Here is a 25708-nt window from a genome sequence, read left to right as displayed (position 1 = left end):
GCCGGGTGCGACGGGCACGCCGGGACTCAGGAAGACTGCTGGGATCAGCGGTGGAAACGGGGAGTGGTGGAGAGCGGTGATGCGGTGATGCAGCCGGGCACGGGACAGGCGGCGGCCGGGCCGGAGATCTGGGTGCGCGGGCCGGTCGTGGAACCGGAGACGGGGCCGCAGGACCCGCCGCCCCGAGCGGCCGCGAGCGCGCGGCGGTTCTCCTGGGTCGCCACGCACGGCGGCGCCGGGTCCACCACCCTCGCGGCGGTCTTCGGCGGTCATGACACGGGCCGCAACTGGCCGCGCCCCGAACAGGGCGAGCCGTCGTCGGTCCTGTTGGTGGGGCGTACGCACGCCGCCGGGCTCGAGGCGGTCTCGCACACCCTGGACATCTTCCGGCGGGGCGACGCACCGCCCGGACTGGACCTCGACGCGATCGTGCTGGTCGCGGACGCGCCCGGCCGGCTGCCCCGGCAGCTCGTGCAACGCGTGAAGGTGATCGGTTCCGTCATAGACGTCTACCGCGTGCCCTGGGTGCCCGCCTGGCGCACCGGTGATCTCACCGGCCCGCCGCCGCGGGAGAGCGCGGCACTGGCCCGACTGACCGGGAGGACCCCATGAGCAGCACCCTGTACGAGGCCGCCACGACACTGGCCGGGCCTCCGGCGGCGGTCACCAACCAGCTGAACTACGTGCTGAACATCCTCGCCTGGCTGGTGACGGCGGCCGGAGTGTGCGGCCTGCTGCTCGTCGGCTCCCGGATGGCCGTCTCCCTGCGCTCCGGGGAGGGCGACGAGCATCTGAGTCAGTTCGCCATGGTGCTGGGCGCCTGTGTCATCGGGGCGACGGCGGGGCCGATCGTGGCGTTCGTGCTGTAGGCGGCGCGGACAGCGCCCCTGCCAGACAGTGAGCAGGGCAGGACAACGGCCCGCCGGTTCCCCGTGAACCGGCGGGCCGTTGCCGTAGGTGAACCACCCCCGGGGCGAACACCGGTGCGAGACACTCCGCTTCGCCGCAGGTCCCGGCCTTTCTGACAAGGCGTCAATGTTCCGGACATGACGAGAGCTTCCCGTCTGTCACGAGCACGTCACCGGCTGGTGCTGGATCACTACATCGCTTGGTTTCGGCTCACCGGAGTCGCCAAGCTCACAGGGCGACCGGGAACCCGGGCACGTCGCGCCGGCCCCGAAAGCGTCCCAATGTCCCATCCGCTCACATCAGTCGACGTCGGACCGCCACCCACGACGGACCGATCGAGACAACGGGGAGAAACCACATGCTGCACGCGATAGCCGCCAAGGCTCATCAGTCCCTCTACCTGGCCGACGGCACGGTCCCCAACCCCAACCGCGACGCCCCCGCCGAACTCACCGGCAAGGTCGACACCGTGCTCGGCATCGTGGCCTGGGCCGGCACCGCCGCGGGCGTCGCGGGTGTGCTGATCACCGGCGCGATGATGGCGATCTCCATGCGCCGCGGCGAGGGCTCGGAGCACATGGGCCGGCTCGGCATGGTCCTCGGCGGCTGTGTCCTGGTCGCCACCGCCGGCCCCCTCGTGAACTTCGTCTTCTAGCCGTCCGAGCACGTCGAAAGGGGGAGCGACGATGCTGAACTCCGGCCGGGCCCACGGGGGCAGCGGAGAGTGGGAGCAGCCGTTCTGGCAGCAGCGGGGCTGGATCCTGTCGGCCGGGTTCCTGGTGGTGCTGCTCGTCCTCGCGGTCCTCTTCGCGGTGACGGGCGACGACGGCGAGAGGCCGGCCGGGGCGTCCGGCGACCCGAGCCCGGCGCCGACCTCGACCTCATCCTCGGACGACAAGTCGGGCTCGGACAAGGGTAGTTCGGACACCCGGCCCGCCGGCTGCCGTACCGACGACCGTGACCAGGCCAAGCCCACCGAGGCGCCGCGCGACTTCCACTGGAAGGCCAACGGCACCGGCCTGGTCCCGGTCTCCAAGGCGGCGGGCCCGCTGAAGTACGACGGTCCGGTCTGGTCCTGCTTCGCGCACACCCCGCTGGGGGCCGTCATGGCGGCCCACGCCATCACCGACCACCTCAGCTACGACGGCTGGCGCAAGGTCGTGAACAAGCAGGTCGTACCGGGCGCGGGCCGCGACGCGCTGATCGCGAGCCGCTCCCAGGAGGCCGACAAGTCCACCACGGGCTCGCCGGACGCCGGTGGCTACGCCGGGTTCACGGTCCTGTCGTACGACGAGACGCGGGCGACCGTGATGGTCCTGGTACGCGGTATGGGGGACGGCGGTTTCGGCTCCGCCTCGGTGAACGTGCGCTGGCAGGACGGGGACTGGAAGCTCAGCCCCGACCCGGACGGCACGGTCTACAGCGGGGTGTCGCAGGTCAGCGGCACCGACGGCTTCGTCACCTGGGAGGCGTGAGATGGCCTGTTCGTGGAAGCTCTACGACTGCGTGATCGAAGAGGGCGGCAAGCAGTTCACCGAGGGTGCCGTGGTCGTCTTCGCCAAGGCGATCGGCGACGGCGCGGCGGAGGTGCTCAAGGCCCTCAACGGCGTCTGGCTGAGCGTCGACGTGCAGGACCCGGCGGGAAACGGCGGCGGTCACGGCCAGGCGGCCGCGGGCAGTCCCATCGGCCAGATCACCGCCGAGGTCAACTGGATCGTCGCCTATGTGGCGGTGGCCTCGCTGCTGATCGCCGCGATCCGTATGGCCGTGGACCGCAAGGGCCAGTCCATGAAGCAGGCGTTCATGGGGATGTGGAAGGTCATCCTCGTCGGCGCCGCCTCCGTCCCGGTGGTCACGGCCCTGATGGCGGCGTCGGACGCGTACGCCAAGGACGTGTACGCGCGCTCCGACCTCGGTGACAACGCCTCCACGATGCTGGGGGTGCTGACACTCAACCAGCCCGGCCTGGTCCTGATCTTCGGGCTGCTGGTGATGCTGTCGAGCTTCGTGCAGATCGTGCTGATGTACATCCGCATCGGCGTCCTGATCATGCTGGTCGGCACGCTGCCGCTGGCCGCCGCCTCCTCGATGACCGGGTGGGGCGAGGGCTGGTGGAAGAAGCACATCGGCTGGCTCACGGCCTGGCTGCTGTACAAGCCGGCGGCGGCCCTGATCATCTACTCGGCCACCGCGATGACCAAGGGCACCAAGGACCTGAACTCGATCATCGCGGGCATGGGCATGCTGATCATGGCGGTGTTCGCCCTGCCCGCCCTCCTCAAGCTGATCGTCCCCGCCACGGCCGCCCTGGGCGGCACCTCCGGCGGCTCGGTCACCATGAACGCCGCCAACAACATCGCCTCGGGCGCGGTCAGCATCGCGGGCGCCTCCGGCGGCGGGGGAGGCGGGGGCGGTGGCTCCGCAGGACCCCAGGGTTCGCCCTCGGCGGGCGCGGGTTCGTCCGCGGGCGGCGCGGGGGGCGCGGCCGGAGGCGCCGGGGCGGCCGCAGGCACCGCGGCCGCGGGCGCGGCCACGGCGGGCGCGGCCGTCGCGGTGCAGGCCGCCGCGGTCGTCGTCCAGACCGGTATGCAGGCGGCGTCCGAGGTCGCCGGCTCCCTCGACGACAACGACGGGATGAAGGGCCACAACCAGTAGGCCGGGCCCCGCGCCCCCCGAAGGGGCGCGGGTGCCGCGCGGCCACGGCCGACACAGAACCACCCGAGCTCGTAGGCACTCGACCCAGCGACCTCAGCCGGAAGAAGGAAACCCCATGTCCACCGACGCCCTCACGCGTCCCACCTACGGAAACTGGCGCAGACCCCGCCGACCCGGCCTCGGCCCCCTCGGTCTCCTCGGCACCGTCGTCGCCTTCGGCGGGCTGCTGGTCGCGCTCCTCGCCTCGCTGGTCTCGCTGTCGGCCGCGATCCTCGTCCTCATCCCCCTCGGCCTCTTCCTCGCCCCGCTCGCGCTGCGCACGGTGGACGGCCGCAACATCTACCAGGTGGTCGCGGTGCGTATCGGTTGGCTCAGGCGCAAGGCGAACGGCTCCACGACGTACGTCTCCGGCCCGCTCTCCAGGCGTCCCGGCGGCCGCTACCACCCGCCCGGTCTGCTGGCCCGCACCAAGATGTACGAGGGCCGCGACGCCTACAACCGCGCCTTCGGCGTCCTCCACCACCCAGGCCGCAACCTCTGCACGGTGGTCCTGGCCTGCGAACCGGACGGCGGTTCGCTGGTGGACCCCGAGCAGGTCGACATCTGGGTGGCGTCCTGGGGCGACTGGCTCGCCCGGCTCTCGCACGAACCGGGCCTGCGCGGCGCCCAGGTCGTCGTGGAGACCGCGCCCGACACCGGGACGCGGCTGGCCGCCGAGGTCCTGCCGCGCATCGCGCCGGACGCCCCGGCGGCGGCCCGCGCGGTGATGGAGGAGGTCGTCGCGCGCTACCCCTCCGCCTCCTCGGAGATGCACACGTACATCGCCCTCACCTACGGCCCCACCGGTGGCCCCAAGCGGGACGTCCAGGACGTCATCACCGACCTGTCCATGCGGCTGCCCGGTCTGCTGTCGGGCCTGGTCGCGGCCGGCGGCGGCTCCGCGTACCCGCTCTCCGCCGAGCGGCTCTCGGAGATCGTCCGGGTGGCGTACGACCCCGCCGTCGCCCCGGACGTGCTGAGCGCGCGGGCCGAGCACTCCACGATCGGCCTCGACTGGGCGGACGCGGGTCCGGCCGCCGCCGTGGAGTCGGTGCAGGCGTACAAGCACGACTCGGGAGTCTCGCGGACGTGGATGCTGACGCTGGCGCCGCGCGGCACGGTCCGCTCCAGCGTGCTGCGGGGTCTGCTGGAGCCCGCGTCGGGCACGCGCCGCAAGCGCGTCTCGCTGGTCTACCGCCCGATCGACCCGGCGACCTCCGCCCGCATCGTGGAGGCCGACCGGCGGACCGCGCACTTCATGGCGGGCTCCAAGCGGGGACTGGTCCAGGCGCGGGCCAGTTCCGAGATGCAGGCGGCCGAGCAGACGGCGGCCGAGGAGGCGGCGGGCGCCGGACTCGTGGAGTTCTCGCTGATGGTGACGGTCACCGTGGACGACGAGGAACAGCTGCCGGACGCGGCGATCACCGTACGCAACCTCCAGGCGTCCTCGCGCATCCTGATGCGCCCCGCCGACCGCATGCAGGCCTCGGCGTTCACCTGCACGCTTCCCGTCGGCCTGTTGCCGTGGGAGCACACCCTCGTTCCGTACCAGCTCCGGGAGGCGCTGTGAGCAAGCGCGCTGCTGTACGTCCCCCACGTCCCCAGACCGCGCCCCCGCGTGGGTGGTTCGGGCCCGGCGGCGGCCAGGTCGGCCATGTCGACCCGCCCGCGATGTGGCGGGCGACGACGGTCCAGGCGTGCGGCCTGTGGCCGTTCGCGGCGGGCTCCGGCGCCCCCATGACCGGGGTGCCGCTGGGCCAGCACCTGCACACGGGCGCCACGGTCTGCGGCGACCCCATCTCCTGGTTCACCCGTGCCCGTTACATCTCCAACCCGTCCCTGTTCATGCTCGGCATGCCCGGCCTCGGCAAGTCCACGCTGGTCAACCGCATGCTGATCGGCATGGCGGCGACCGGCATCACGCCGCTGGTCCTCGGCGACCTCAAGCCGGACTACGCCGACACCGTACGGGCGCTCGGCGGCCAGGTGATCTCCATCGGGCGCGGGGTGGGCGGCATCAACGTCCTCGACCCCGGTGCGATGGGCGAGGCGGCGCTGCGCATCGGCGGGGAACGGGGCCGGGTGCTGGCGGCGGAGGCGCACGGCCGTGTCCTGAACATGGTCGCGGCCCTGATCACGATCGTCCGGGGCCGGCCGATGGACGACCACGAGCAGTCCGTCCTCTCGGCCTGTCTGCACCATCTGACGGAGCGGGCCAAGCCGGGGCGCGCCCCGCTGCTGCCCGACCTGCTGAAGGTCCTGGACGAGGGCCCGGACCGGGTCCGCGCGGTCACCCTGGACCGGGGCGACATGACCCGCTACCGGGAGGCGGTGGACCCGCTCCACCGCTCACTGCTCGGTGTGCTGGACGGACCCCTCGGTGACACCTTCGCCTCCGAGACCTCCACCCGCATCGACCCGGCCTCGCCGGCCGTGTGCGTCGACATCTCCCGCATCGGTGAGGCGGACACGCAGCTGACGGCCGCGGCGATGCTGGCGGCCTGGTCGGACGGCCTCGGCACGGTCGCCGCGGCCCACGCCCTCGCGGACGCCGGACTGGCCCCGCAGCGCTGGTTCTTCACGGTGCTGGACGAGCTGTGGCGACCCCTGCGGGCCGCCTCCGGCATCGTCGAACGCATCGACGCCCTCACCCGCCTCAACCGCTCCCTCGGCCTCGGCGACGCGAAGATCACCCACACCCTGAAGGACGCGGAGGCGCTGGGCAGCGCGGCCGACCGGGCGAAGGCGCGCGGCTTCGTGGAGCGGGCCGGGATGGTGGTGTGCGCCGGTCTCCCCCGTACGGAGATGAGGGAACTCGGCGAGATCGTCGGCCTGTCGGAGCGGGAGATCGACCTCGTGTCCTCGTGGTCGTCGCCGCCGGGCTGGGCCAGCACGGGCGGCAACGAGGAGCCGCCGGGCCGTGGACGCTTCCTCATCAAGGTCGGCGGGCGCCCCGGTATCCCGATCAAGGTGTCGATCACGGACACCGAGCGCGACCTGCACAACACCAACACCCGCTGGACCGGGAACAGACTGAACCTCGCGAAGCCTCCGGAGGCATCGAGATGAGTACGCGCCCCGCACGCAAGGGCCATTCCCCCGGCGACGACCTGCTGCCCTGGATCATCCCCGGCGCGGCCGTCCTCGTCGGCGGTGCCTTCACCGGTGCCTGGCTGGGCGGCACACTGGGCGCGGCGGCGTCCACCGGCGACTGGGACCCACCGCCGTTCTCCCTGGACACCCTGGCGACCCTGGTCAAGGACGGTCCGGGAGCCCTGTGGCCGAGCGCGTCGAGCGGGGCGGTGACGGGTGGCATCGCGACCGTCTTCGGGGTGTTCGTGGCCCTCGTGGTCGTCCTGATCATCCTTGTGCGGGGTCGCGGAAAGCGCCCCGACGGGCTCGCCGGCCGCAAGGAACTGGCAGGTCTGCTGCCCAAGGGCGCCGCCGAGCGGGCCCGTTCCCTGCGCCCGTCCCTCGCCAAGGCCGCCAAGCCGGCGCCGGACGAGACCGGCAACCTCCTGGGCAACCTCGAACCCAACGGTCCCGAACTGCGCTCCAGTCACGAGGACGTCGAGCTGGACCTGATGGCCCCGCGCGCCGGCAAGTCCACCGGCATCGCCGTCCCCCGCGTCCTGCGCGCCCAGGGCAGCGTCCTGCTGACCTCCAACAAGGCCGACGTCTACAGCGTCACCCGCGCGGAGCGTGAACGGGTCGGCCAGGTATGGGTGTTCGACCCACAGGGCATCGCGCACACCCCGCGCGCCATGTGGTGGGACATGCTCGCCGACGCCGCCACCATCGAGGGCGCCCGCCGCCTCGCCGGTCACTTCGTCGGCGCGGTCAACGACGACGCGTCGAAGCGCGACTTCTGGATCTCCGCCGCACAGAACACGCTCACGGCCCTGTTCCACGCCGCCAACCGCGGCGGGCGCGGCATCGACGAGGTGCTGGCCTGGCTCGCGGACCCGGCCGACCGTACCCCCATCGACCTGCTGCGCGACGCGGCCATGCCGGCCCTGGCCGACCAGTTGCAGGGCACGATCCAGGGGGCCGTCGAGACCCGGGACGGCATCTACGAGACGGCCCGGCAGTGCGCGGCCTGCCTCCTCGACCCGGCGATCTCCGCGTGGGTCACACCGGACCCCGAGCTGCCGCAGTTCCTGCCGGACCGGCACGCCCTCTCGCGCGACACCCTGTACCTGCTGTCGAAGGACGGCGGTGGCTCGGCGGCGGGTGTCATCGCGGCGGCAGCCGACTCGGTGCTGCGCGCCGGTGTCGTCGCCGCCGAGCGGATGGGCGGCCGCCTCGACCCACCCATGACGGCGGTGCTGGACGAGGCCGCCAACGTCTGCCGTATCTCCGACCTGCCCGACCTCTACTCCCACCTCGGCTCCCGCGGCATCAACATCGTGACCCTGCTCCAGAGTTACCGCCAGGGCGTACGTGTCTGGGGCGAGGCCGGGATGGACGCGCTCTGGAGCGCCGCCACCATCAAGCTGCTCGGCGCGGGCCTCGACGACGCGGACTTCGTGGAGAAGGTGTCCCGCCTGGTCGGCGAGCACGACGTGTCGACGGTCAGCCACTCCAGGAGCAAGGACGGCCGCTCCCGCTCCACCTCCTACCGCCTGGAACGCATCCTGCCCGCGGACCGCATCCGCGCCCTCCCCAAGGGCACCGCACTGCTCCTGGCGACCGGGGTCAGACCCGCCCTCATCCGCCTGCGCCCCTGGTACGCCGAACCGGGCGCCGACCGGATCCAGGCGGCCGCCCATGCAGAGGTGAAGGCCATGACCGCCCGCGCCGTGGAGAAGGCCGTCCGATGACCACAGTCCAGGAACAGGCCGGAGCGCCACCCTTCATCCTCTACCTGGACGGCGAGGACTACGCCGAGGAGATGCGCGGCCTGGCCCTGTGGGTCTCGGATCTCCTGCTGCCCGTGTACGGCCGCGAGGTCAGCTCGCAGCAGCCGTGGTGCCCCCGCTGGTGGGAGCATCTGGAGGCGATCGCCCGCCTGCACGCCCTCTGGCTGGCCTGGCAGGAGTGCACCGACCCGGCGGCCGGTGCCTCGGGCCCCGCCGTGTGGCATCGTGATCACCTCGGCCCCGTGCTCGCCGAACTCCGCTCCCCCGTCGGGCCGTTCGCAGGCTGCAAACAGGGCAGTCACCGGGCGAAGGCGGCGCCGACGGTCGATGCGTACGACGGCTGACGAGAAGGAACAGAGATGTACAGGACGAAGGCAGCCGCGGCCGTCACCCTGGCCGGAGTACTGCTCGCCGGATGCAGCTCGGACGGCGACGGCGGTCCCGGCACGGGCAAGGGCAGCAAGGGCACCGGCACCAAGGCTCCTTCCCTGGCCGAACTCACCGTGCCTCCCGCCTACGACGGCGCCAAGGGCTGGGACCAGGAACTGGACTGGGTTCCGGAGAGCACCGAGTCCGCTATGCCGGTGACGACGGACGGGAAGACGGTCGCCTACATAACCCGGTCCAGTGACGGATACACGGTCGAGGCACGCGACATCGCCACGGGCGAGGTGCGGTGGAGAGGCGCCCCCTACCAGGTGCCGACCGTGATCAACGACCGACCGTCCTACGGGTACGGCGAAGACCACCGCGAGATCCCGCAGGTCACCGTGGTCCGGCAGGGTGGCCGCACCTTTGTCGCGGCCTGGGCCCACGGCCGGCAGGACGGAGACGCCCTCACCAAGAGCCAGGAGGTCGTACAGGTCGACCTGTACGCGATGGACGCCTCAGGCACCTCCGTGGCCCCGCTGCACCGCGTCGCCGTACCCGTCACCGCCAGGGCGGACACACTCAAGGTCTATGACGGCGGGGCCGAACTGGTCGTCACCTGGGAGGAGTACTCCGACAGGCTCAGCGCTTCCATCGACGGCGCGACAGGCGAGCTCACGGAGTACGACCCCGTGGACGTGCAGATCCCCAAATGTCATTCCGTCTGCACGGGAAGCGAGGTCGTGGGTGTCACGCCGGACGCTCCGGTGGCGGTGCACCAGTTGGGCGGCTTCGGCCTCGTGAACGGATGGTCCTCTCAGGACGTCGCCCCCAAGGACGCCGACTCGGGAAGGAAGACCTACGGCGGCGGGTACGTGAGCGGGGACATCGCCGCTGTCGGCGACGGTGTGTTCCTCGCCCGCTGGAAGGGCGCCGACGACCTGGATGCCACCGTCTGGTCCGCGCACGACCTGGACACCGGTCGTCTCCTGGCCAGTACGACATGCGGTGAAGGGGGTACGGAGGGCGCCACCAACCCCGTGACCTCCCCCAACGGCCGCTATCTCGCTCTCGATTCCGTCGTCCTCGACGTCAAGTCGGGCAGCGGGCTCTGTCTCAAGGGCGACGACAACCGGCGGACCATCGGCGTCCGAGCCCTCACCGACGGCGGCGTGGCCTATGGCGAGACCGATGTCGAGAGTGGCGCCAAGCCTGTGATCGAACTGAAGGTGAGTGACGGCAAGCCCAAGGTTCTGACCGACGGTACCTACCTCCCGGCGGCGATGGTGAAGAAGGCCGCACTGTTCACCCTGCGGCAGAACGGCAGCGGCCTGCTGATCTCCGTTCGGCAGGAGCGCTGATCAGCGGGCGCGCACCGCGCGAGCCACGCGCACCGTTGTGGCGGGCCGAGCAGATCGCCGCTGCCGTCCGAGCGGGAAGCATGACGGCCGTCGACGTCGTCACGGCCACGCTCGCGCGCATCCAGCAGGCCGAGCCCACGTTGTGCGCGTTCGCCGAGGTGTGGGACGAGGGCGCGCTGCGGTCGGCGCTGGAGGTGGACGCGCGGGTCGCCCGCGGTGAGTGGCTGCCGTTGGCCGGGGTGCCGGTCGGGGTGAAGGGGCGGGCCGGCTCGCGTACGGCGGCGGCGCGGGCGCTGGTCGCGGCCGGCTGCGTGCCCGTGGGGGCGACCTCCGTGCCCGGCCCCGGCACCCCCTGGCAGACCTGGGGTCTCGGGGCGGGTGGCCGGACCGTCAACCCCTGGCGGGCGGACCGGACACCGGGCGGCTCCTCCGCCGGGTCCGCGGCGGCGGTGGCCGCCGGTCTGGTACCGATGGCCACCGGCACGGACGGCGCCGGGTCCGTGCGCATCCCGGCCGCCTGGTGCGGCGTCGTCGGCCTGAAGACCACGAACGGCCGTCTGCCCTCCGCCGACCGTACGGGCCTGGCGGCTGCCGGTGTCCTCACCCGGTACGCGTCGGACGCGGCGGCGTACTGGCGGTGTGTGAGCGGAGCGGGAGGCGCCGGCGGGGAGGGGGAGCCCGACGTGACGCGCTCGGGCGGGGCGGGCCGGGCTCCCGACCGTGTCCCGCCTCCTCCCCTCGCCGTCTGGTCGGCCGACCTCGGCTTCGCCGACACCGACCCCGAGCCCGCCGCGATCGCCCACAGCGCCGCGCACCGCCTCGCGGAGGCCGGTCTCGTACGGCTCGCCGGGTCCGCACCCTCCGTAGGGCAGGACCCCCCGCGCGAGCCGCACCCGCCACACCTGGAAGACCCCGCCCCCGCCTGGCTCGCCCTCCGCGCCGCGTCACCCGACCCCGCCGCGTTCCGAGCCGCCCGGGACCTCCGCGCCGAGAACGACCGGCGGCTCGCCGCGGTCTTCGGCGAGGTCGACCTGATCCTGACCCCCGTCACACCCAACGCGGCCCACGGTCACGAGGGCCCCGGTGACCGTTACTCCACGGCCCTGACCTGGGCGTTCAACCTCAGTGGGCACCCCGCGACAAGCATTCCGGCCGGGTTCGGCTCGGACGGGTGCCCGGTCGGTCTCCAACTGGTGGCGCGGCACGGTGAGGAGGAGCTGCTGCTGCGGGTGGCGGAGGCCGCCGAAGCCGTGCGGACGTAGCCCGGCGCGGAAGCCCCCCGACCCGACCGGGCCGGCTGAGCACCCCCGGGGTGGACTTCAGGGCGACGATGGCCGGCCGCGCCCTCCGGGGCGTCACCGCGCTCTTCTTCACCGAGCCCTGCGAAGCGCCCCGCGCCCGCTTCCCCTACGACGCCGAGGCCGGAGCCGCGTGATCGGCGCCTACGCCGTGATGTCCTTCGCCGTGAACCTCGCCCACGCCGCCGACCCGAACACGGCCGCGTACACGGCCTGGAGGCCGAGGTTGCGCTGGAGGTCGTCCCAGTAGACCGGCTCGCGCATGAGGTCGGCGAAGGAGAGCCAGTAGTGGGAGAAGAAGTAGGGGTGAAGGGCGTCGAGCTGGGGGATCTGGTCGAGGATCTGGACGGTGATGAGCAGCCCGACCGTGGTGGCCATCGCGGCGATGCCACTGTTGGTGAGGGTGGAGATGAACAGGCCGAGGGCCGCGACCCCGATCAGGGAGGCGGCCACGGCCAGCGCGATCAGCAGTGCCCGCAGCAGTCCCTCGGCGAAGCCGATCCGGGTGCCGGAGATCGTCGTCAGGTCCCCCAGCGGGAACAGCAACGCCCCGACCGCCAGCGCGGAGGCCGCCACGACAAGGGTCGCGACCAGGCAGAACGTCATGGTCGTCGCGTACTTGGTGAGCAGCAGCCGGGTCCGGCCCGCCGGTGAGACCAACAGATAGCGCAGGGTGCCCGCGTTCGCCTCGCCCGCGATCGCGTCCCCGGCGATCACGCCGACGGCCATCGGCAGGAAGAAGGGGAGCGTCGCGGCCAGCGCCGTGAACACCAGGAACAGCCCGTTGTTGGTGATCTGCGCGATGAACGCGGGCCCGCCACCGCCGTCCGGGCCGCCTCCCGCCGACGACCCGTCACCCGTCTCGATCCGCACCGCGATGCCGACCAGGATCGGGACCGCCGCGAGCACACCCAGCAGCGCGATCGTCCGCCATCGCCGGAAGGTGGTGACCAGCTCGCTGCGGAACAGCCCGAAGGTCCACAGGAGGCTGGGCTCACGGGCTGCGGCGGCCGGAGTCGTAGCGGCAGCGGCAGCCGGCGAAGCCGGCTCCGGCGTCTCAACCCGCGACATCGAAGCCCTCCCCCGTGAGCGCCACGAACGCGTCCTCCAGCGAGGCGCGTTCGAGGGCGAAGCCGCGGACGCGGACGCCCGCGGTGACCAGTGCGGCGTTCAGTTCGGCGAGATCCCGGTCGGGGGTGGGCGGTTCCGCCGTCACCCTGCCTCCCTCGTCGGCCCGGTGCGCGGCGGCACCGTCCTCCTCCGTCACGACCACGTCCCCGATGCCCTGTTCCTTGAGCACCCTGACCGCGTCCGCCGTGTCGGGGGTGATGACGACCAGACGGCCGCGCGCGCCGGCGGCCAGTTCGGTCACCGGTCCCTGGACGACGAGCCTGCCGCGGGTCATGACGGCGGCATGGGTGCACACCTGCTCGATCTCGTCGAGCAGATGCGAGGAGAGGAAGACGGTGGTGCCGTCGGACGCCAACTCCCGCACCAGCGAACGGATTTCGCGCATACCCTGCGGGTCGAGCCCGTTCGTCGGCTCGTCCAGGACGAGCAGGCGGCGCGGTTGGAGCAGTGCCGCCGCGAGGCCCAGCCGCTGCTTCATGCCCAGCGAGTACGCCTTGGCCTTCTTGCCGGCGGCGGCCGCGAGCCCCACCCGGTCGAGCGCGGCCTCGACCCGGGCACGCCGGGTGCGCGGGTCGGCGGTCGGGTCGGCGGAGTCGTAGCGCAGCAGGTTGTCGCGGCCGGAGAGGAAGCCGTAGAGGGCGGGTCCCTCGATGAGCGCGCCCACGTGCGGGAGCACCGTCCGGGTGGAGCGGGGCATGGGCAGGCCGAGGACCCGGGCGGTGCCCGAGGTGGGCTCGATCAGGCCCATCAGCATGCGGATGGTGGTGGTCTTGCCCGAGCCGTTCGGGCCGAGGAAGCCGAAGACGCTGCCGCTGGGCACCGTCAGCTCCAGGTGGTCCACGGCCACCTGGCCGCCGCGGAAGGTCTTGGTCAGCCCCTGGGTGTGGATGGCTGCGTCGGTCATGGCTCCCCTCGGGTACGGCCGGTGGGGCGGGTCGACGGTCTCGCCGCCCCGCCCCACCGGCCGGCGTCGCTACTTCGCCGCGTCGGCCGCCTTCACCAGCGCGTCCTTGGTGACGGCACCCGCGTACACCTTGCCGTCCTCGGTGAACAGGACGTTGATCAGCCGGGTCTTGAAGACCGTACCCGAGCCGAACTCGCCCTTGACCGGGTCGCCGAGGGAGTTCAGGAAGCCGTCGACCCGGGCGTCGCCGGAGGAGTCGCCGCCGGTGGGCATGCCGCCGCCCTCGGCGCCGTCGTCGAACACGGCGATGGTGCTCCAGCCCTTGCCGATGGTCTTCGGCCCGTCGAGCCCGGAGTCCTTGGTGCCCTTGGGGCCCTTGCTCTCCTTGCGGTGCTCGGTGTTCTTCCCGTCCTTGAACTCCCCGCCCTTGCCGGGCTCGCCGAACACGGAGTCGCCGAACCCGGACTCGTGGCCGCCCGGCTTCCCGGCCCCGTCGGTCTCGTCCGCCTCGGTGACCTTCGCGCCCTTCGGCGGGGTGAAGTCGAACGTCGAGGCGCTCGGCTTACCGAAGTCGACCTTCGTGAAGCCCGCGTCCACGACGGCCGAGCCGCCGCTCGCCGGGGTGAGCGTGAACTTCAGCGGCAGCCCCGTCTTCGCGTCGACGGCGATCGAGATCGCCCCGACCGTCGAACCGGACTGCTTCGGCTCGATCACCAGTTTGTACGCGTCCCGCCCGGCGACCCGCGCGGTCCCGTCGACGGTCACGGACGTGGTGTCGTCGACGGCCTTCAGGGCCTCCTCGGCGAGCTTCTGCGGGGTGGCGGGCGCGTCCTCGAACTCGTCGGGAGCGTCCTTGGGCACCCGCTGGTCCTTGCCCTCGTCGGCGCCGGTCGCGTGGTACACCTCGTTCGAGGCGCTGTCGTACGCCCACAGGTCGTCGCCGTTGTGGATGACGCTGTACTCGGCGGCGTCGTCCAGCAGCGAGAGCTTCTGCTTGTCGGGTCCGTCGGTGGCGACCCGCAACGTGTGGGTACCGGTGGCGAGTTCGAGGAGCTTGGCGGAGGGGTCGGCGGTGGATCCGCCGTCCGCGCCGGAGGGCGCTGCCTGCGAGACGAGGCCGTCCGCGAGGCCGGCCAGGTCGGGGAGCCCGAGGTCCGTGGTGATCTTCACCGTGCCGGACACCTGCTCCACGTCCGAGGCGGCGATCTTCTCGATGAGTTCCTGCGCGCTGATCTTCGGCAGATCGGGGTCACCGGAGCCGGCGAAGGCCGGGACGAGCCCGATGGTCGCGGCGGCGACGCCCAGCACGGTGACCGGGACGACGTACCGCGCGGCCTTGCGTCGCCGTGCCGAGCGCATCTCCTCGGCTTCGGCCGCGAGCGCGGCGGCGTCGCCGGACCTGGCGCTGTCGTCGGTTTCGTACGGTGCCATGTGTGCCTTACCTCCGTCGTCGGCGGCGGCGTCTCTCGGAGCCGCCATTCTCACCCGAATCGGTGAGGAGTGGTGATACCCATCTGACCAAATCGGCCGGAGAGAAGCGTCAGACTCCGGGCTCAACTCGGCGTACTGCTACGGGATGACACGACGAGGCGGAGCATCCACCCAACCCGTAGGGGTCGTCCGGGGGGAGCCTCGGCCGTCGGTACGAGTCCGGAGTACCCCGCCGGTGTTCGCCGACGCCACCCGACCGCGCGGGCCCGGCGTCCGGCAGCCGCCGTGCCGCGGGCGCGAGACGGGATCCGGGCGCGACCTCCCTCCCGGCAGACACGCGGGGGCACGGAACAGCGGGCCGGCCCGTGGACACGGACGAGCCGGGGGGTCCGACCACGGCTGACCGGTAGTCCCGGCGGCTGACGGCGGCCGCCCGCCGCCCCCGGAACCCGAAGAAGGCTGGCCGGCGCGAGCCCAGGGCCGGACGGTGACCAACCGGCTCAACCTCGGAAGCCGACGGCGGGCCGGCCGACGGGCAGGGCCAGTCGGTGGCAGCTACCGGCACGGCCCACGGTCCCACGCCGGCGAGCGTCACGAACCCGTGAACCGGTGGCCGCCACGGGGCAAGCGCCCACGGACCGACCGCGACCGACCGGCTCAAGCCCAGGAAGGGACTGCGGCCGACCGGCACGGATCCGAGCCCCGCCGACGATCAACCGGCGCCAGGACGGACTCGGCGTCCGCCACCGGCACGCACCCGCGACACGGCGGTAGCCGGCGCCAGGAACCCGGACCCGTAGCGGCGACCGGCGCCGGCCCGGATCCCCGGCGGAAGCCCACCGCCGCGAGCCGGAAGCCCGGCGGCGGAAGCCGGCCGCCACAGCCTTGCAACCGACCGCGACCGCGACCGGACTACCCGGCCCGGTGCACCACCGCGTCGCACAGTTCCACCAGGGCCGCCTTCGCGTCGCACTCCGGGAGGGGGGCCAGGGCCGCTCGCGCCTCCTCGGCGTAGCGGATCGTGTCGCGGCGGGCCTGTTCCAGTGCGGGGTGGACGCGGAGGCGGGCCAGGGCCTCGGCGTGGCGGGCGTCGTCGGTGAGGTCGGAGTCGAGCAGTTCGCACAGGGCGATGTCGTCCGGCAGCCCCAGCCGCCCCGCGCGCTCGCGCAGCCGCAGCACCGGCATGGTCGGCACATGCTCACGGAGATCCGTGCCGGGCGTCTTGCCGGACTCGTGCGAGTCGGAGGCGATGTCGAGGACGTCGTCGGCGAGCTGGAAGGCGACCCCGAGCCGCTCCCCGTACTGGGTCAGCACGTCGACCACGGTCTCGTCGGCGCCCGCCATCAGCGCGCCGAGGCGCCCGGCGACCGCGACCAGCGATCCGGTCTTACCGCCCAGCACGTCGAGGTAGTGGTCGATCGGGTCGCGTCCGTCGCGCGGCCCGGCGGTCTCCAGGATCTGCCCGGTGACCAGCCGCTCGAAGGCCTCGGCCTGGATCCGGACGGCGTCGGGACCGAGGTCGGCGAGGACGTGCGAGGCACGGGCGAAGAGGAAGTCGCCGGTCAGCACGGCCAGGGAGTTGTCCCAGCGGGCGTTGGCGCTCGGCACGCCCCGGCGCACCTCGGCCTCGTCCATCACGTCGTCGTGGTACAGCGTGGCGAGATGCGTCAGCTCGACCACCACCGCCGAGGGCACGACACCCGGCGCGTAGGGGTCGCCGAACTGCGCCGCGAGCATCACCAGCAGCGGCCTGAACCGCTTGCCGCCCGCGCGCAGCAGATGCTGGGCGGCCTCCTGGATGAACGGGACCTCGCTCTTGGTCGCCTCCAGCAGACCCTCCTCGACGGCCACCATTCCGGCCTGGACATCGGCTTCGAGAGCCTGGTCCCGCGCGCTCAGCCCAAACGGCTCGACGACGGTCACGAGGGTTCTCCTGTCTGCTGACGTCTGATGACGGTCACACGGTCGGTCTAGGTCGCTCTCACGGTCGATGACAAAGTTTGTCGATCTGTCGCTGTCATCACCCGAGTCAGCGTATCCGGTCACCTTTCGATCACCGCGAGCGCCCACGGCTTCGTCTCCAGTGGTATGGGACCGCACCTCCCCCATTCTTGATCAACCGATCCACGCCGATATCCATCGACGCGCGTGCCGCACCCGTCCGCGCCCGACCCGCACGCCTGCCCGCGGGCCCGCACACCTGCCCGCACCCCCGCCCACGGGCCCGCGCACACACGCCCGCCCGCGACGGGTACCCGCCCTCCCCCGCGACGACGCATGCGCGACCCGGGACGACCTCCGACGCGATCCCCGCCCGACTGCCTCCCCCACCCGGACGCCCGCCCATTTCGTACCAAATACACCCCCTCTCCCCAGCCCGAGTTGACCGATTTGCGCCTTACTCTTCACTTCACCCGACTCCTCCCGTGAGTTGAGTCACCAGCCTCCCCTCACCCCCCGTGCGGCATTCACACCCCGCCCCGTCGATTTTCCCTTTGCGGCAGGCAAGTTGAGCCATGCACGAGGTATCTGATCTTGGGTCGAATCGCAGCAAACTCAAGGTCAACTGGATCAAAGCGCCAAACCGGGACTTGTTCCGGTCGTGTGCTCTCGCATACGTTCACACCTCGTCCGGACGGACCGCCGAATCCTGCCGCCGCCCCGGACTCCCCACCCACCACCACTCATCCACGCACGGCAGGAGCGGGGGACCCAGGTAAGCCGTCGGTCCGAAGACCCCCTTCGGACCGGCTCGGGGTGAAGCCACGCGCAGTACGCCCAGCGGACGCGGCACGCACAGCGACCGCCGGGACGACGCGCACGGCCGGGCATCTCCAGCCCGAACCCGACAGCTCACCTCGCAGGCGACGGAGAGGAATTCACCATGCCCGCACACGGCAAACACCGTCGTCCCCGAAGCAACGCGCTGACCCGCGGCATCGTCGCCGCCGGCACCGGCGGGGCCGCACTGGCCCTCCCGCTCACGGTCACCACGACCGCGAACGCCGCCACCCCGGCCCAGGCCGTCACCTCCGTACAGTCGGCCCCGCAGTCCGCGCCCGCCGCGACGCTGCCCAAGCCCACGACGTACACGGTGGTCTCCGGCGACACGCTGTCCTCCATCGCGCGCAAGCACCACACCAAGGGCGGCTGGCAGCAGCTCTACAAGAACAACCGCGCGGTCATCGGTGACAACCCGGCGCTGATCCGGCCGGGCCTGAAGCTGAAGCTGAACGCGACCAAGCCGGCCGCGGCCCAGAAGTCGTCGACGGCGTCCAAGACGTCCAAGGCCACGCAGGCGTCGGTCAAGACCTACGCGAACAACCTGGACGGCTGGATCCGCGAGTCGCTGGACATCATGGCTCAAAAGGGAATTCCCGGGTCGTACAACGGGATCTACCGCAACATCATCCGTGAGTCCTCGGGCAACCCGCTGGCCATCAACAACTGGGACTCCAACGCCGCCGCGGGCACCCCCTCGAAGGGTCTCCTCCAGGTCATCGACCCGACGTTCGCCGCGTACCACGTCTCCGGCACCCCGTACGACCCGTACGACCCGGTCGCGAACATCACGGCGGCGTGCAACTACGCCGCCGACCGGTACGGCTCGATCGACAACGTCTTCGGCGCGTACTGAGCCCTGCGGCTCCCCCTGCTCCATCTGTTCCCCTGGGCCGGCGGGCCCAGGGGAACAGCCCGTTCACGGGAAGATCTTCTCCAGCACCACGGCGATGCCGTCGTCCTCGTTGGAGAGGGTCACCTCGTCGGCGACGGCCTTGAGTTCGGGATGGGCGTTGGCCATGGCGACCCCGTGCGCGGCCCAGTCGAACATCGGGATGTCGTTGGGCATGTCACCGAAGGCGATGGTCCGCCGCGCGGTCAGCCCGAGATGGTCGGCGGCCAGGGCGAGGCCCGTGGCCTTGGTGATGCCGCATGGCTGGAGTTCGACGGTGCCGGGCCCCGACATGGTGACCGTGGCCAGCGAGCCGACCGCCATGCGCGCCGCCGAGGCCAGCTCGTCGTCCGACAGATAGGGGTGGCGCAGCAGCACCTTGCTGATCGGCTCGCACCACAGGTCGTCCCGGCGCGGCACCCGCAGCGCGGGCAGCGTGGGGTGCGGCATGAGGTAGCCGGGCTCGATCAGGGTGAGACCGTCGACCCCGTCCTGGTCGACGGCGGCGTACACCTGTCCCACCTCGGCCTCGATCTTGCCGAGCGCGGTCTCGGCGAGTTCCCTGTCCAGGGTGACGGACCACAGCAGCCGGTCCGTGCCATGGTCGTACAACTGCGCGCCCTGTCCGCACACCGCGAGCCCCCTGCCGCCGAGATCCTCCAGCAGTGGGCGCACTCTGGGCGCCGGCCGTCCCGTCACCACGAGGTGCTGAGCACCGGCCCTCGTGGCCCGCGCCAGCGCGGCGAGGGACCGGTCGGAGAGCGTGTCGTCACTGCGCAGGAGCGTTCCGTCCAGGTCGGTGGCGATGAGTGAATATGCGGTGGGAGCGGCCATGATCAGAGAATACGGATGCCACGCCCCATCGGTTCGACGCGAACCGGACGACGTCCGGCATCCCGACCGCCATGACGACGCCGTATGTCAACCCCCTTTGCCCGAACGGCAGTTCAGTGGGCCGTCGGCGTACGTGAGCACGCGCAGGACGTAACACGGCGTGCGGGCACACGGCGTGGGCACACAGCGCGTGCGCGACGGTGCGCGCGATCACGTGCACGCCCCCTGCCCGGACCTTGCGTACCCGGACATTGCGAACTCTTCAGACACTCCCCGATCTTCGCACCGCCCCGTAACGTGTGCCGCGACCAGAGGAACGACGGAAAGCACGAGAGCGAGGCAGCACCTGATGCCCCACGTCGATGTCCCCGAAGGCGATCCCTCCGACGTCCCCGAGGGTCACCCCTTCGGCATCCCCGAGGGTCACCCCTTCGGGTCGCACAACCTCCCCTACGGCGTCTTCTCCCCCGCCGGCTCCGACGCCCGCACGGTCGGGGTCCGTCTCGGCGACCACGTCCTCGACGCCGCGGCCGCGGCCCACGCCCTCGGCTCCCCGTACACCGCGCTCCTCGCCCACCCCACGCTCAACCCCCTGCTCGCCGCAGGACGTACCGCCTGGTCGGACCTCCGGCGGGCCCTGACCGCGTGGCTCACCGTGCCCTCGCACCGGCAGACCATCGCGCCGCACTTCCACGCGCTGTCCGACGTGCGCCTGCATCTGCCGTTCGACGTGGCCGACTACGTCGACTTCTACGCCTCCGAGAACCACGCGCGGAACGTGGGCCGGATCTTCCGGCCCGACTCCCCGGATCCGCTGACCCCCAACTGGAAGCATCTGCCGATCGGCTACCACGGCCGGTCCGGCACGGTCGTCGTCTCCGGCGCGGAGGTGGTGCGGCCGTCCGGGCAGCGCAAGGCGCCCGCCGATCCGGCGCCCGTGTTCGGCCCGTCCGTGCGGCTGGACATCGAGGCGGAGGTCGGGTTCGTGGTGGGCGTGCCCTCGGACAGGGGGCGGCCGGTGGGACTGCGGGACTACCGCGACCACGTCTTCGGGCTCTGTCTGCTCAACGACTGGTCCGCGCGCGATCTGCAGGCCTGGGAGTACGTTCCGCTCGGCCCGTTCCTCGGGAAGTCCTTCGCGACGTCGGTGTCGGCGTGGATCACTCCGCTGGAAGCCCTGGACGCGGCACGGGTGGCGCCGCCGGAGCGCACGCATCCGCTCCTCCCCTATCTGGACGACTCCGGGCCGGACGTCGACCTCGGGGGGTACGACCTGCGGATCAGCGTGGCCGTCAACGGACACGTCGTCTCGGAGCCACCCTTCTCCACGATGTACTGGACCGCCGCCCAGCAGCTGGCCCACATGACCGTCAACGGGGCGTCCCTGCGGACGGGCGACCTCTACGGCTCCGGCACGGTCAGCGGGGCGGAGGCGGGCGAGCGGGGCTCGCTGCTGGAACTCACCTGGAACGGGCGGGACGCCCTCGACCTCCCCGACGGCAAGCGCACGTTCCTGGAGGACGGCGACGAGGTGACCCTCACGGCCTGGGCACCCGGGCCGGGCGGGGCGAAGGTGGGGCTGGGCGAGGTGAGGGGGCGGGTCCGGGCCCGGGACTAGGAGGTGCCTCCGCCTGCGCCTCCGGCGGCGGGGCGGCGTGGATGCGCTCGGGGGCTTCGGGGGCCGGCGACTTGGGTGGCTGAGGGCGCGTCCTCGGCGTAGGGGTGGGCGCTTCGTCGTCGGGGTCATGTCCCTCGTGGTCGCTCGCGCGGTTCCCCGCGCCCCTTCGGGGCGCGGCCCGACGTCAACACGCGCGGAGGCGGACGGGCGAAGGGCCAAGGGCGGAGGGCGGAGGGCCAAGGGCGAAGGGCGAAGGAGAGGGGCGAGTCCCAGCGGTTGACCCTCGCATCCCACCCACTGGACAGCCCGGTGGCAGATCTTCGTCACACCGCCGCAAAATCCCAGCTCAGAACCGGCAGGCCCGGTCGGCGACCTGGCGCAACACTCCGGCAACGTTCCCTTCCCCACCATTTCGGTATGGTTCGAAACATGCCACCCACCGACCGCGTCCGAGAGCACGCCGGCCAGGGCGCGACCACCGTCGCAGCCCACCGCGCGCGCCGTCGGCTGCGTGCGGACCAGGCACGGCAGCTCGCCGACCTCCTGCGTCGCCAACTCCTCACCGGCGGCTTCGAGAACGGCACCCTCCCCCACGAGTCCACCCTCGCCACCGACTACCGCGCGACCCGCAACACGGTCCGCGAGGCCCTGGACCTCCTGCGCGCCGAGGGCCTCGTGGAACGGTTCCCCGGCGTGGGCACCGTCGTCGTGGCCCAGAAGTACCCCCACGGCCTCGACCATCTGCAGGGCCTCGCGGAAACCCTCCGCGAACACGGCACGGTCACCAACGAGGTCCGCACCATGGGCCCCGCCCCGGCCCCCGCCCCCGTGGCCGACCGCCTCCACCTCCCACCCGGGAGCGACGTCCTCTACATCGAACGTCTGCGCCGGCTGAACGGCCTCCCCCTCTCCCTCGACCTCACCTACATCCCCCTCGCCCTCGGCTCCCTCGACCTCGGCACGGCACTCCTCGGCGCCGACCTGGAGAACACCGACGTCTTCCGCCTCCTGGAGACGATCACCGGCCGGCGCCTCGGCCACGCCGAGATCACCCTGGAGGCGGTGAACGCGGACACCCACTCCGCCGCCGTACTCGAAGCCCCGCGCGGCTCGGCCGTCCTGATGCTGGAACGGCTCACCCACCTCGCCGACGGCCGGCCCGTCGACCTGGAGTTCATCCGCTTCCGGGGCGACCGCATCGCGATGAGCGGTCTGCTGCACCGCTCCCTTTGACAACCCCCGCAACCACCCCTGTTCCGCCCCTCCCTGGAGACAGCCATGCCTTTGGCGCCCCAGCGGGCCGACGTGCCCGTGACCATCGACGAGTCGAAGTGCATCGACGGCTGCACCCTCTGTGTGGACATGTGCCCGCTGGACTCCCTGGCCATCGACGAGAGCAACGGCAAGGCCTACATGCACGTCGACGAGTGCTGGTACTGCGGCCCGTGCGCGGCCCGCTGTCCCACCGGCGCCGTCACGGTCAACATGCCCTACCTGCTCCGCTGAACGCTCCGGTGAGAGGCCCGAACACCCATGCAGACCAAAGCAGTCACCCTGGCCACAGCCCTCCTGCTGCCGCTGACCCTGACCGCCTGCGGCAACGGCAGTGACACCGCGGCGGACGGCGGGACGGTCACCGTCACCGTCGGCTACCAGTCCAAGACCATCAACACCGTCACCGCCGGCACCCTCCTGCGCTCCCTCGGCTACTTCGAGGACGAGCTGAACGCGCTGGGCGGGAAGACCACGTACAAGGTCGACTGGCAGGACTACGCGACCGGCGCCCCCATCACCGCCCAGATGACCGCCGGAAAGATCGACATCGGCTCGATGGGCGACTTCCCGCTGCTGCTCAACGCGGCCCGCGGCAAGCAGCTCGGCAAGCCCACCCGGCTCGTCGCGGCCACCGGCTACAACCTCCGGGGCGGCCTCAACACCATCGTCACCACGCCGGACTCGAAGCTGAGCACGCTCAAGGACCTGAAGGGCAAGAAGGTCTCCACGAGCATCGGGTCGGCGGCCGACGGCACCCTCGTACGGGCGCTGAACGACGCCGGCCTCGACGCCGACAAGGACATCGAGAAGCTCAACCAGCAACCGGCCGTCGGCGCCTCCGCCCTCTCCGCCGGCAGCACCGACGCGCTGTCGCAGTTCGTGGCCTGGCCCGGCCTGCTCACCTACCAGGGCAAGGCGAAGGCCCTGTACGACGGGGCCCGGCTGGACCTGCCGACCTTCCACGGCGTGACGGCCCGCGAGGACTTCGCGAAGCAGCGGCCGGCTGTCCTGGAGGCCTTCCTCAAGGCCCAGGCCAAGGCCACGGACTACCTGAACGAGCACCCCGTCGAGGCCGCCGAGAAGGTCGCCGACGCCACGGGACTGCCCGCCGAGGTCGTCTACCTCTACAACGGCGCCCACGGCATCGCGACCTTCGACCCCGCGCTGAAGCCCGCGCTGATCGCCGCCCTGAAGAAGGACGTGCCGATCCTCAAGGCCGCGAAGCTGACGGGCGACGTGGACGTGGACGCGTTCGTCGACGACCGGTACGTCCGCAAGGCGCTCGGTTCCGCCGCGTACGACAAGCGGCTCGCGGCGGAGCCCGCCCCGGCCGCGAGCGAGGTCTGGCCGAAGAACGCCACCGAGACCCGCTCCTTCAGGACGCCCGCCGAACTCCTCGCCCACGTCGCCGGGCACAAGGACGCCATCCGCGCCGCGTACGTCCCGGACGCCACCACCGGCACCCAGTGGTTCGCCGACAAGGCGGTCTGGGTGGCCGACGGCGACCGGCTCCTGCCCTTCGTCGCCCCGGCCACGGCGAAGGCGTACGTCGCCGGACACGACGGCGCCGAGATCGTCACCTACGCCGCCGCCCTGGAGCGGGCCTCGTGAGCCGCCCCGCGAAAGCCGGCGCCCGGCGCGTACGGAGCCCCGGCTCCCGGCCCGCCGCCCGCTACGCCCTGCGCGCGCTGTCCCTGGTCGCCGCCCTCGGCCTCTGGCAGCTGCTGACCAGCCTGGACGTCGACGTGTGGCTGCGCTTCTCGCAGTTCCCCACGGTCACCGACGTGGCGCACGCCTTCGCGGACCGGGTGACCGGGCCTGACTACTGGACCGACCTGACCGACAGCCTCACCCGCATCCTCACCGGATTCCTGCTGGCGGCGGTGCTGGGTGTGGCGGTGGGCACCCTCGTCGCCCGGTCCCCTCTCGCCGAGGACCTGCTGGGGCCGGTCCTGGAGGTGATCCGCCCGGTCCCCGCGATCGCCCTCGTCCCGGTGGCGATCCTGCTGTTCCCCTCCAACGAACAGGGCATCGTCTTCATCACCTTCACCGCCGCGTTCTTCCCGGTCCTGGTCTCCACCCGGCACGCGGTACGGGCGCTGACCCCCGTGTGGGAGGAGGCGGTCCGCACGATGGGCGGCGGGCGGTGGCGGGTCCTCGCCTCGGTCGTCCTGCCGGGCGCGCTGCCGGGCATCTTCGGCGGCCTGTCGGTCGGCATCGGGGTGTCCTGGATCTGTGTGATCTCCGCCGAGATGATCTCCGGGCAGTACGGCGTCGGCTACCGCACCTGGCAGGACTACACGGTCGTCGACTATCCCGGCGTCTTCGTCGGCATGGCCACCATCGGGGTGCTGGGCTGGCTGACGTCGACCGCCGTGGAGCTGGTCGGGCGACGGCTGACGCACTGGCTGCCCCGTACGTCGTCGGCCCCCGCCGTCCGTCCCCGGGTGCCGCGGACCGCCGTAGCGCAGGCCGTCCCCGCGACCACCGTCCCCACCACGGCCGAGCCCGAGGAGGCACGTGATGAGCACCTCGTCTGAGACGCGGGCCCAGGTCCGTACGCAGGCACCGGCGCCTGCGCCGGCCGTCGGGGAGAAGGCGAAGCCCGCCCCCGAACGCGGCACCCGCCTCGCCCTCCACCGCGCCGACCTGGGCCGTCCCGACGCCGTCGCCCTGACGGACGTCGGCCTGGACATCGCTCCCGGCGAGATCCTCACCGTCGTCGGACCGTCCGGCTGCGGCAAGTCGACCCTCCTGCGCACCCTGGCGGGCCTGCTGCCGCCGCTCGCCGGAGAGATCACCCAGGACGAGGCCCCGCTGACCGGCCCCTCCGCCGAACGCGCCCTCGTCTTCCAGGAGGACGCCCTCCTGCCCTGGCGCACCCTGCGCGCCAACGTCGAACTCCCGCTCGCCATCCGTGGCCTGCCCCGCGCCGAACGCCGCACCCAGGCCGAGGAGTGGCTGTCCCGCGTCGGACTCGCCGAGTACGCCCGGCAGCTGCCGCACCGCGTCTCCGGCGGGCAGCGCCAGCGCGCGCAGCTGGCCCGCGCCCTCGCCGGGCGCCCCCGCGCCGTCCTGATGGACGAGCCGTTCGGCGCGCTCGACGCCCAGACCCGCGCCGGGATGCAGGACCTGCTGGTGGAGGTGTTGCAAGGCACGGGCGCCACGGTCGTCTTCGTCACCCATGACGTGGACGAGGCCCTGTTCCTCGGCGACCGCGTGGCCCTCCTCGGCTCCGGCCGGCTGACCGCCGTACGGGACGTCCCGCGCCCCCGCGACCGTACGGCCCACGACGACCCGGCACGCGCGGCCCTGCGCCGCGACGTCCTGACCTCGCTCAGCGACTGAG

24 protein-coding genes are annotated in these 25708 nt (G+C 72.2%); 19 read left to right on the top strand and 5 right to left on the bottom strand.

The annotated features are described in order from the left end of the window. Positions 1 to 63: 63 nt before the first annotated feature. The 12 genes from STRBO_RS0104305 to STRBO_RS45335 all read left to right on the top strand — a co-directional run bounded on the left by STRBO_RS0104305 (position 64) and on the right by STRBO_RS45335 (position 11630). Complete coding sequence (locus tag STRBO_RS0104305) at positions 64 to 612, top strand: DUF6668 family protein (protein WP_005481351.1); 549 nt, start codon at positions 64 to 66, stop codon at positions 610 to 612. Beyond that, positions 609 to 869, top strand: coding sequence for a hypothetical protein (locus STRBO_RS0104300; RefSeq protein WP_005481352.1), 261 nt, complete (start codon positions 609 to 611; stop codon positions 867 to 869). Before STRBO_RS0104305 ends, STRBO_RS0104300 begins: the two co-directional genes overlap by 4 nt. A gap of 398 nt (positions 870 to 1267) precedes the next feature. Beyond that, a complete protein-coding gene (locus tag STRBO_RS0104295; RefSeq protein ID WP_005481354.1) occupies positions 1268 to 1564 on the top strand; it encodes a hypothetical protein in 297 nt (98 codons plus the stop codon). A gap of 31 nt (positions 1565 to 1595) precedes the next feature. Beyond that, positions 1596 to 2384, top strand: a complete 789-nt coding sequence (locus STRBO_RS0104290; protein WP_005481356.1) for a DUF8175 domain-containg protein — start codon at positions 1596 to 1598, stop codon at positions 2382 to 2384. A gap of 1 nt (position 2385) precedes the next feature. Next, positions 2386 to 3564: a TrbL/VirB6 family protein gene (locus STRBO_RS0104285; RefSeq protein WP_005481358.1), complete on the top strand. Its 1179-nt coding sequence runs from the start codon at positions 2386 to 2388 to the stop codon at positions 3562 to 3564. 115 nt (positions 3565 to 3679) lie between these two features. Further along, on the top strand, positions 3680 to 5173 hold the full coding sequence (locus STRBO_RS0104280; RefSeq protein ID WP_005481363.1) for an SCO6880 family protein: 1494 nt from the start codon (positions 3680 to 3682) through the stop codon (positions 5171 to 5173). Next, positions 5170 to 6672 (top strand): ATP/GTP-binding protein, encoded by a 1503-nt coding sequence (locus STRBO_RS0104275; RefSeq protein WP_028796457.1) that lies wholly within the window; start codon positions 5170 to 5172, stop codon positions 6670 to 6672. Before STRBO_RS0104280 ends, STRBO_RS0104275 begins: the two co-directional genes overlap by 4 nt. Then, positions 6669 to 8426 carry a type IV secretory system conjugative DNA transfer family protein gene (locus STRBO_RS0104270; protein WP_005481365.1) on the top strand — a complete coding sequence of 586 codons (1758 nt, stop codon included), beginning with the start codon at positions 6669 to 6671 and terminating at the stop codon, positions 8424 to 8426. The genes STRBO_RS0104275 and STRBO_RS0104270 overlap by 4 nt, the downstream gene beginning before the upstream one ends. Next, positions 8423 to 8809 (top strand): DUF4913 domain-containing protein, encoded by a 387-nt coding sequence (locus STRBO_RS0104265; RefSeq protein WP_005481366.1) that lies wholly within the window; start codon positions 8423 to 8425, stop codon positions 8807 to 8809. Before STRBO_RS0104270 ends, STRBO_RS0104265 begins: the two co-directional genes overlap by 4 nt. Before the next feature lie 15 nt (positions 8810 to 8824). Next, positions 8825 to 10195, top strand: a complete 1371-nt coding sequence (locus STRBO_RS0104260) for a hypothetical protein (protein ID WP_005481367.1) — start codon at positions 8825 to 8827, stop codon at positions 10193 to 10195. An 80-nt stretch (positions 10196 to 10275) separates the two neighbouring features. Then, the gene (locus tag STRBO_RS0104255) at positions 10276 to 11457 is read left to right on the top strand and encodes an amidase (protein ID WP_020113836.1); all 1182 of its coding nucleotides are present in this window, start codon (positions 10276 to 10278) and stop codon (positions 11455 to 11457) included. Between the two features lie 50 nt (positions 11458 to 11507). Beyond that, positions 11508 to 11630, top strand: a complete 123-nt coding sequence (locus STRBO_RS45335) for a hypothetical protein (protein WP_005481370.1) — start codon at positions 11508 to 11510, stop codon at positions 11628 to 11630. Between the two features lie 7 nt (positions 11631 to 11637). On the opposite strand, the gene STRBO_RS0104245 is transcribed toward STRBO_RS45335, so the two are convergent. The 4 genes from STRBO_RS0104245 to STRBO_RS0104230 all read right to left on the bottom strand — a co-directional run bounded on the left by STRBO_RS0104245 (position 11638) and on the right by STRBO_RS0104230 (position 16882). Continuing rightward, the gene (locus STRBO_RS0104245) at positions 11638 to 12564 is read right to left on the bottom strand and encodes an ABC transporter permease (protein ID WP_005481372.1); all 927 of its coding nucleotides are present in this window, start codon (positions 12562 to 12564) and stop codon (positions 11638 to 11640) included. Beyond that, entirely contained in the window at positions 12551 to 13528 is a 978-nt protein-coding gene (locus STRBO_RS0104240; RefSeq protein WP_020113835.1) for an ABC transporter ATP-binding protein, read from the bottom strand. Before STRBO_RS0104240 ends, STRBO_RS0104245 begins: the two co-directional genes overlap by 14 nt. A gap of 69 nt (positions 13529 to 13597) precedes the next feature. Continuing rightward, positions 13598 to 14959 carry a LolA family protein gene (locus tag STRBO_RS0104235; RefSeq protein ID WP_005481375.1) on the bottom strand — a complete coding sequence of 454 codons (1362 nt, stop codon included), beginning with the start codon at positions 14957 to 14959 and terminating at the stop codon, positions 13598 to 13600. Positions 14960 to 15871: 912 nt separating this feature from the next. After that, positions 15872 to 16882 (bottom strand): polyprenyl synthetase family protein, encoded by a 1011-nt coding sequence (locus STRBO_RS0104230; RefSeq protein ID WP_020113834.1) that lies wholly within the window; start codon positions 16880 to 16882, stop codon positions 15872 to 15874. 961 nt (positions 16883 to 17843) lie between these two features. Between STRBO_RS0104230 and STRBO_RS0104225 the strand changes: the two genes are divergently transcribed. Beyond that, positions 17844 to 18596 (top strand): transglycosylase SLT domain-containing protein, encoded by a 753-nt coding sequence (locus tag STRBO_RS0104225; protein ID WP_005481378.1) that lies wholly within the window; start codon positions 17844 to 17846, stop codon positions 18594 to 18596. Between the two features lie 63 nt (positions 18597 to 18659). Here the strand turns inward: STRBO_RS0104225 and STRBO_RS0104220 are convergent, their stop codons facing one another. Then, on the bottom strand, positions 18660 to 19466 hold the full coding sequence (locus STRBO_RS0104220; RefSeq protein WP_005481379.1) for a Cof-type HAD-IIB family hydrolase: 807 nt from the start codon (positions 19464 to 19466) through the stop codon (positions 18660 to 18662). A gap of 349 nt (positions 19467 to 19815) precedes the next feature. Here STRBO_RS0104220 and fahA point away from each other — a divergent pair, with 349 nt between their 5' ends. From fahA to STRBO_RS0104190, 6 genes are all read left to right on the top strand, one after another. Next, positions 19816 to 21084: a fumarylacetoacetase gene (fahA, locus tag STRBO_RS0104215; RefSeq protein WP_005481380.1), complete on the top strand. Its 1269-nt coding sequence runs from the start codon at positions 19816 to 19818 to the stop codon at positions 21082 to 21084. A gap of 429 nt (positions 21085 to 21513) precedes the next feature. Beyond that, positions 21514 to 22317: a GntR family transcriptional regulator gene (locus STRBO_RS0104210; RefSeq protein ID WP_020113833.1), complete on the top strand. Its 804-nt coding sequence runs from the start codon at positions 21514 to 21516 to the stop codon at positions 22315 to 22317. A 45-nt stretch (positions 22318 to 22362) separates the two neighbouring features. After that, the gene (locus tag STRBO_RS0104205; RefSeq protein ID WP_010986276.1) at positions 22363 to 22590 is read left to right on the top strand and encodes a 4Fe-4S dicluster domain-containing protein; all 228 of its coding nucleotides are present in this window, start codon (positions 22363 to 22365) and stop codon (positions 22588 to 22590) included. Positions 22591 to 22617: 27 nt separating this feature from the next. Continuing rightward, positions 22618 to 23970: an ABC transporter substrate-binding protein gene (locus STRBO_RS0104200; RefSeq protein ID WP_005481383.1), complete on the top strand. Its 1353-nt coding sequence runs from the start codon at positions 22618 to 22620 to the stop codon at positions 23968 to 23970. Beyond that, the gene (locus STRBO_RS0104195; RefSeq protein ID WP_005481385.1) at positions 23967 to 24899 is read left to right on the top strand and encodes an ABC transporter permease; all 933 of its coding nucleotides are present in this window, start codon (positions 23967 to 23969) and stop codon (positions 24897 to 24899) included. The genes STRBO_RS0104200 and STRBO_RS0104195 overlap by 4 nt, the downstream gene beginning before the upstream one ends. Beyond that, a complete protein-coding gene (locus STRBO_RS0104190; RefSeq protein ID WP_020113832.1) occupies positions 24883 to 25707 on the top strand; it encodes an ABC transporter ATP-binding protein in 825 nt (274 codons plus the stop codon). The genes STRBO_RS0104195 and STRBO_RS0104190 overlap by 17 nt, the downstream gene beginning before the upstream one ends. Position 25708: the final 1 nt, after the last annotated feature.

It is taken from the genome of Streptomyces bottropensis ATCC 25435, from assembly GCF_000383595.1.
GTDB lineage: Bacteria > Actinomycetota > Actinomycetes > Streptomycetales > Streptomycetaceae > Streptomyces > Streptomyces bottropensis.
The sequence above is the reverse complement of the archived record's forward strand: the minus strand, read 5'-3'. Positions and strand labels throughout refer to the sequence as shown.

Excerpts from the sequence above, each read along its gene's own strand:
- STRBO_RS0104240 (WP_020113835.1), bottom strand. The coding sequence starts at position 13,528 with ATGACCGACGCAGCCATCCACACCCAGGGGCTGACCAAGACCTTCCGC.
- STRBO_RS0104255 (WP_020113836.1), top strand. The coding sequence starts at position 10,276 with ATGACGGCCGTCGACGTCGTCACGGCCACGCTCGCGCGCATCCAGCAG.
- STRBO_RS0104190 (WP_020113832.1), top strand. The coding sequence starts at position 24,883 with ATGAGCACCTCGTCTGAGACGCGGGCCCAGGTCCGTACGCAGGCACCG.
- fahA (WP_005481380.1), top strand. The coding sequence starts at position 19,816 with ATGCCCCACGTCGATGTCCCCGAAGGCGATCCCTCCGACGTCCCCGAG.
- STRBO_RS0104220 (WP_005481379.1), bottom strand. The coding sequence starts at position 19,466 with ATGGCCGCTCCCACCGCATATTCACTCATCGCCACCGACCTGGACGGA.
- STRBO_RS0104285 (WP_005481358.1), top strand. The coding sequence starts at position 2,386 with ATGGCCTGTTCGTGGAAGCTCTACGACTGCGTGATCGAAGAGGGCGGC.
- STRBO_RS0104210 (WP_020113833.1), top strand. The coding sequence starts at position 21,514 with ATGCCACCCACCGACCGCGTCCGAGAGCACGCCGGCCAGGGCGCGACC.
- STRBO_RS0104300 (WP_005481352.1), top strand. The coding sequence starts at position 609 with ATGAGCAGCACCCTGTACGAGGCCGCCACGACACTGGCCGGGCCTCCG.
- STRBO_RS0104235 (WP_005481375.1), bottom strand. The coding sequence starts at position 14,959 with ATGGCACCGTACGAAACCGACGACAGCGCCAGGTCCGGCGACGCCGCC.
- STRBO_RS0104260 (WP_005481367.1), top strand. The coding sequence starts at position 8,825 with ATGTACAGGACGAAGGCAGCCGCGGCCGTCACCCTGGCCGGAGTACTG.
- STRBO_RS0104225 (WP_005481378.1), top strand. The coding sequence starts at position 17,844 with ATGCCCGCACACGGCAAACACCGTCGTCCCCGAAGCAACGCGCTGACC.
- STRBO_RS0104200 (WP_005481383.1), top strand. The coding sequence starts at position 22,618 with ATGCAGACCAAAGCAGTCACCCTGGCCACAGCCCTCCTGCTGCCGCTG.
- STRBO_RS0104280 (WP_005481363.1), top strand. The coding sequence starts at position 3,680 with ATGTCCACCGACGCCCTCACGCGTCCCACCTACGGAAACTGGCGCAGA.
- STRBO_RS0104265 (WP_005481366.1), top strand. The coding sequence starts at position 8,423 with ATGACCACAGTCCAGGAACAGGCCGGAGCGCCACCCTTCATCCTCTAC.
- STRBO_RS0104245 (WP_005481372.1), bottom strand. The coding sequence starts at position 12,564 with ATGTCGCGGGTTGAGACGCCGGAGCCGGCTTCGCCGGCTGCCGCTGCC.
- STRBO_RS0104205 (WP_010986276.1), top strand. The coding sequence starts at position 22,363 with ATGCCTTTGGCGCCCCAGCGGGCCGACGTGCCCGTGACCATCGACGAG.
- STRBO_RS0104270 (WP_005481365.1), top strand. The coding sequence starts at position 6,669 with ATGAGTACGCGCCCCGCACGCAAGGGCCATTCCCCCGGCGACGACCTG.
- STRBO_RS0104295 (WP_005481354.1), top strand. The coding sequence starts at position 1,268 with ATGCTGCACGCGATAGCCGCCAAGGCTCATCAGTCCCTCTACCTGGCC.
- STRBO_RS0104290 (WP_005481356.1), top strand. The coding sequence starts at position 1,596 with ATGCTGAACTCCGGCCGGGCCCACGGGGGCAGCGGAGAGTGGGAGCAG.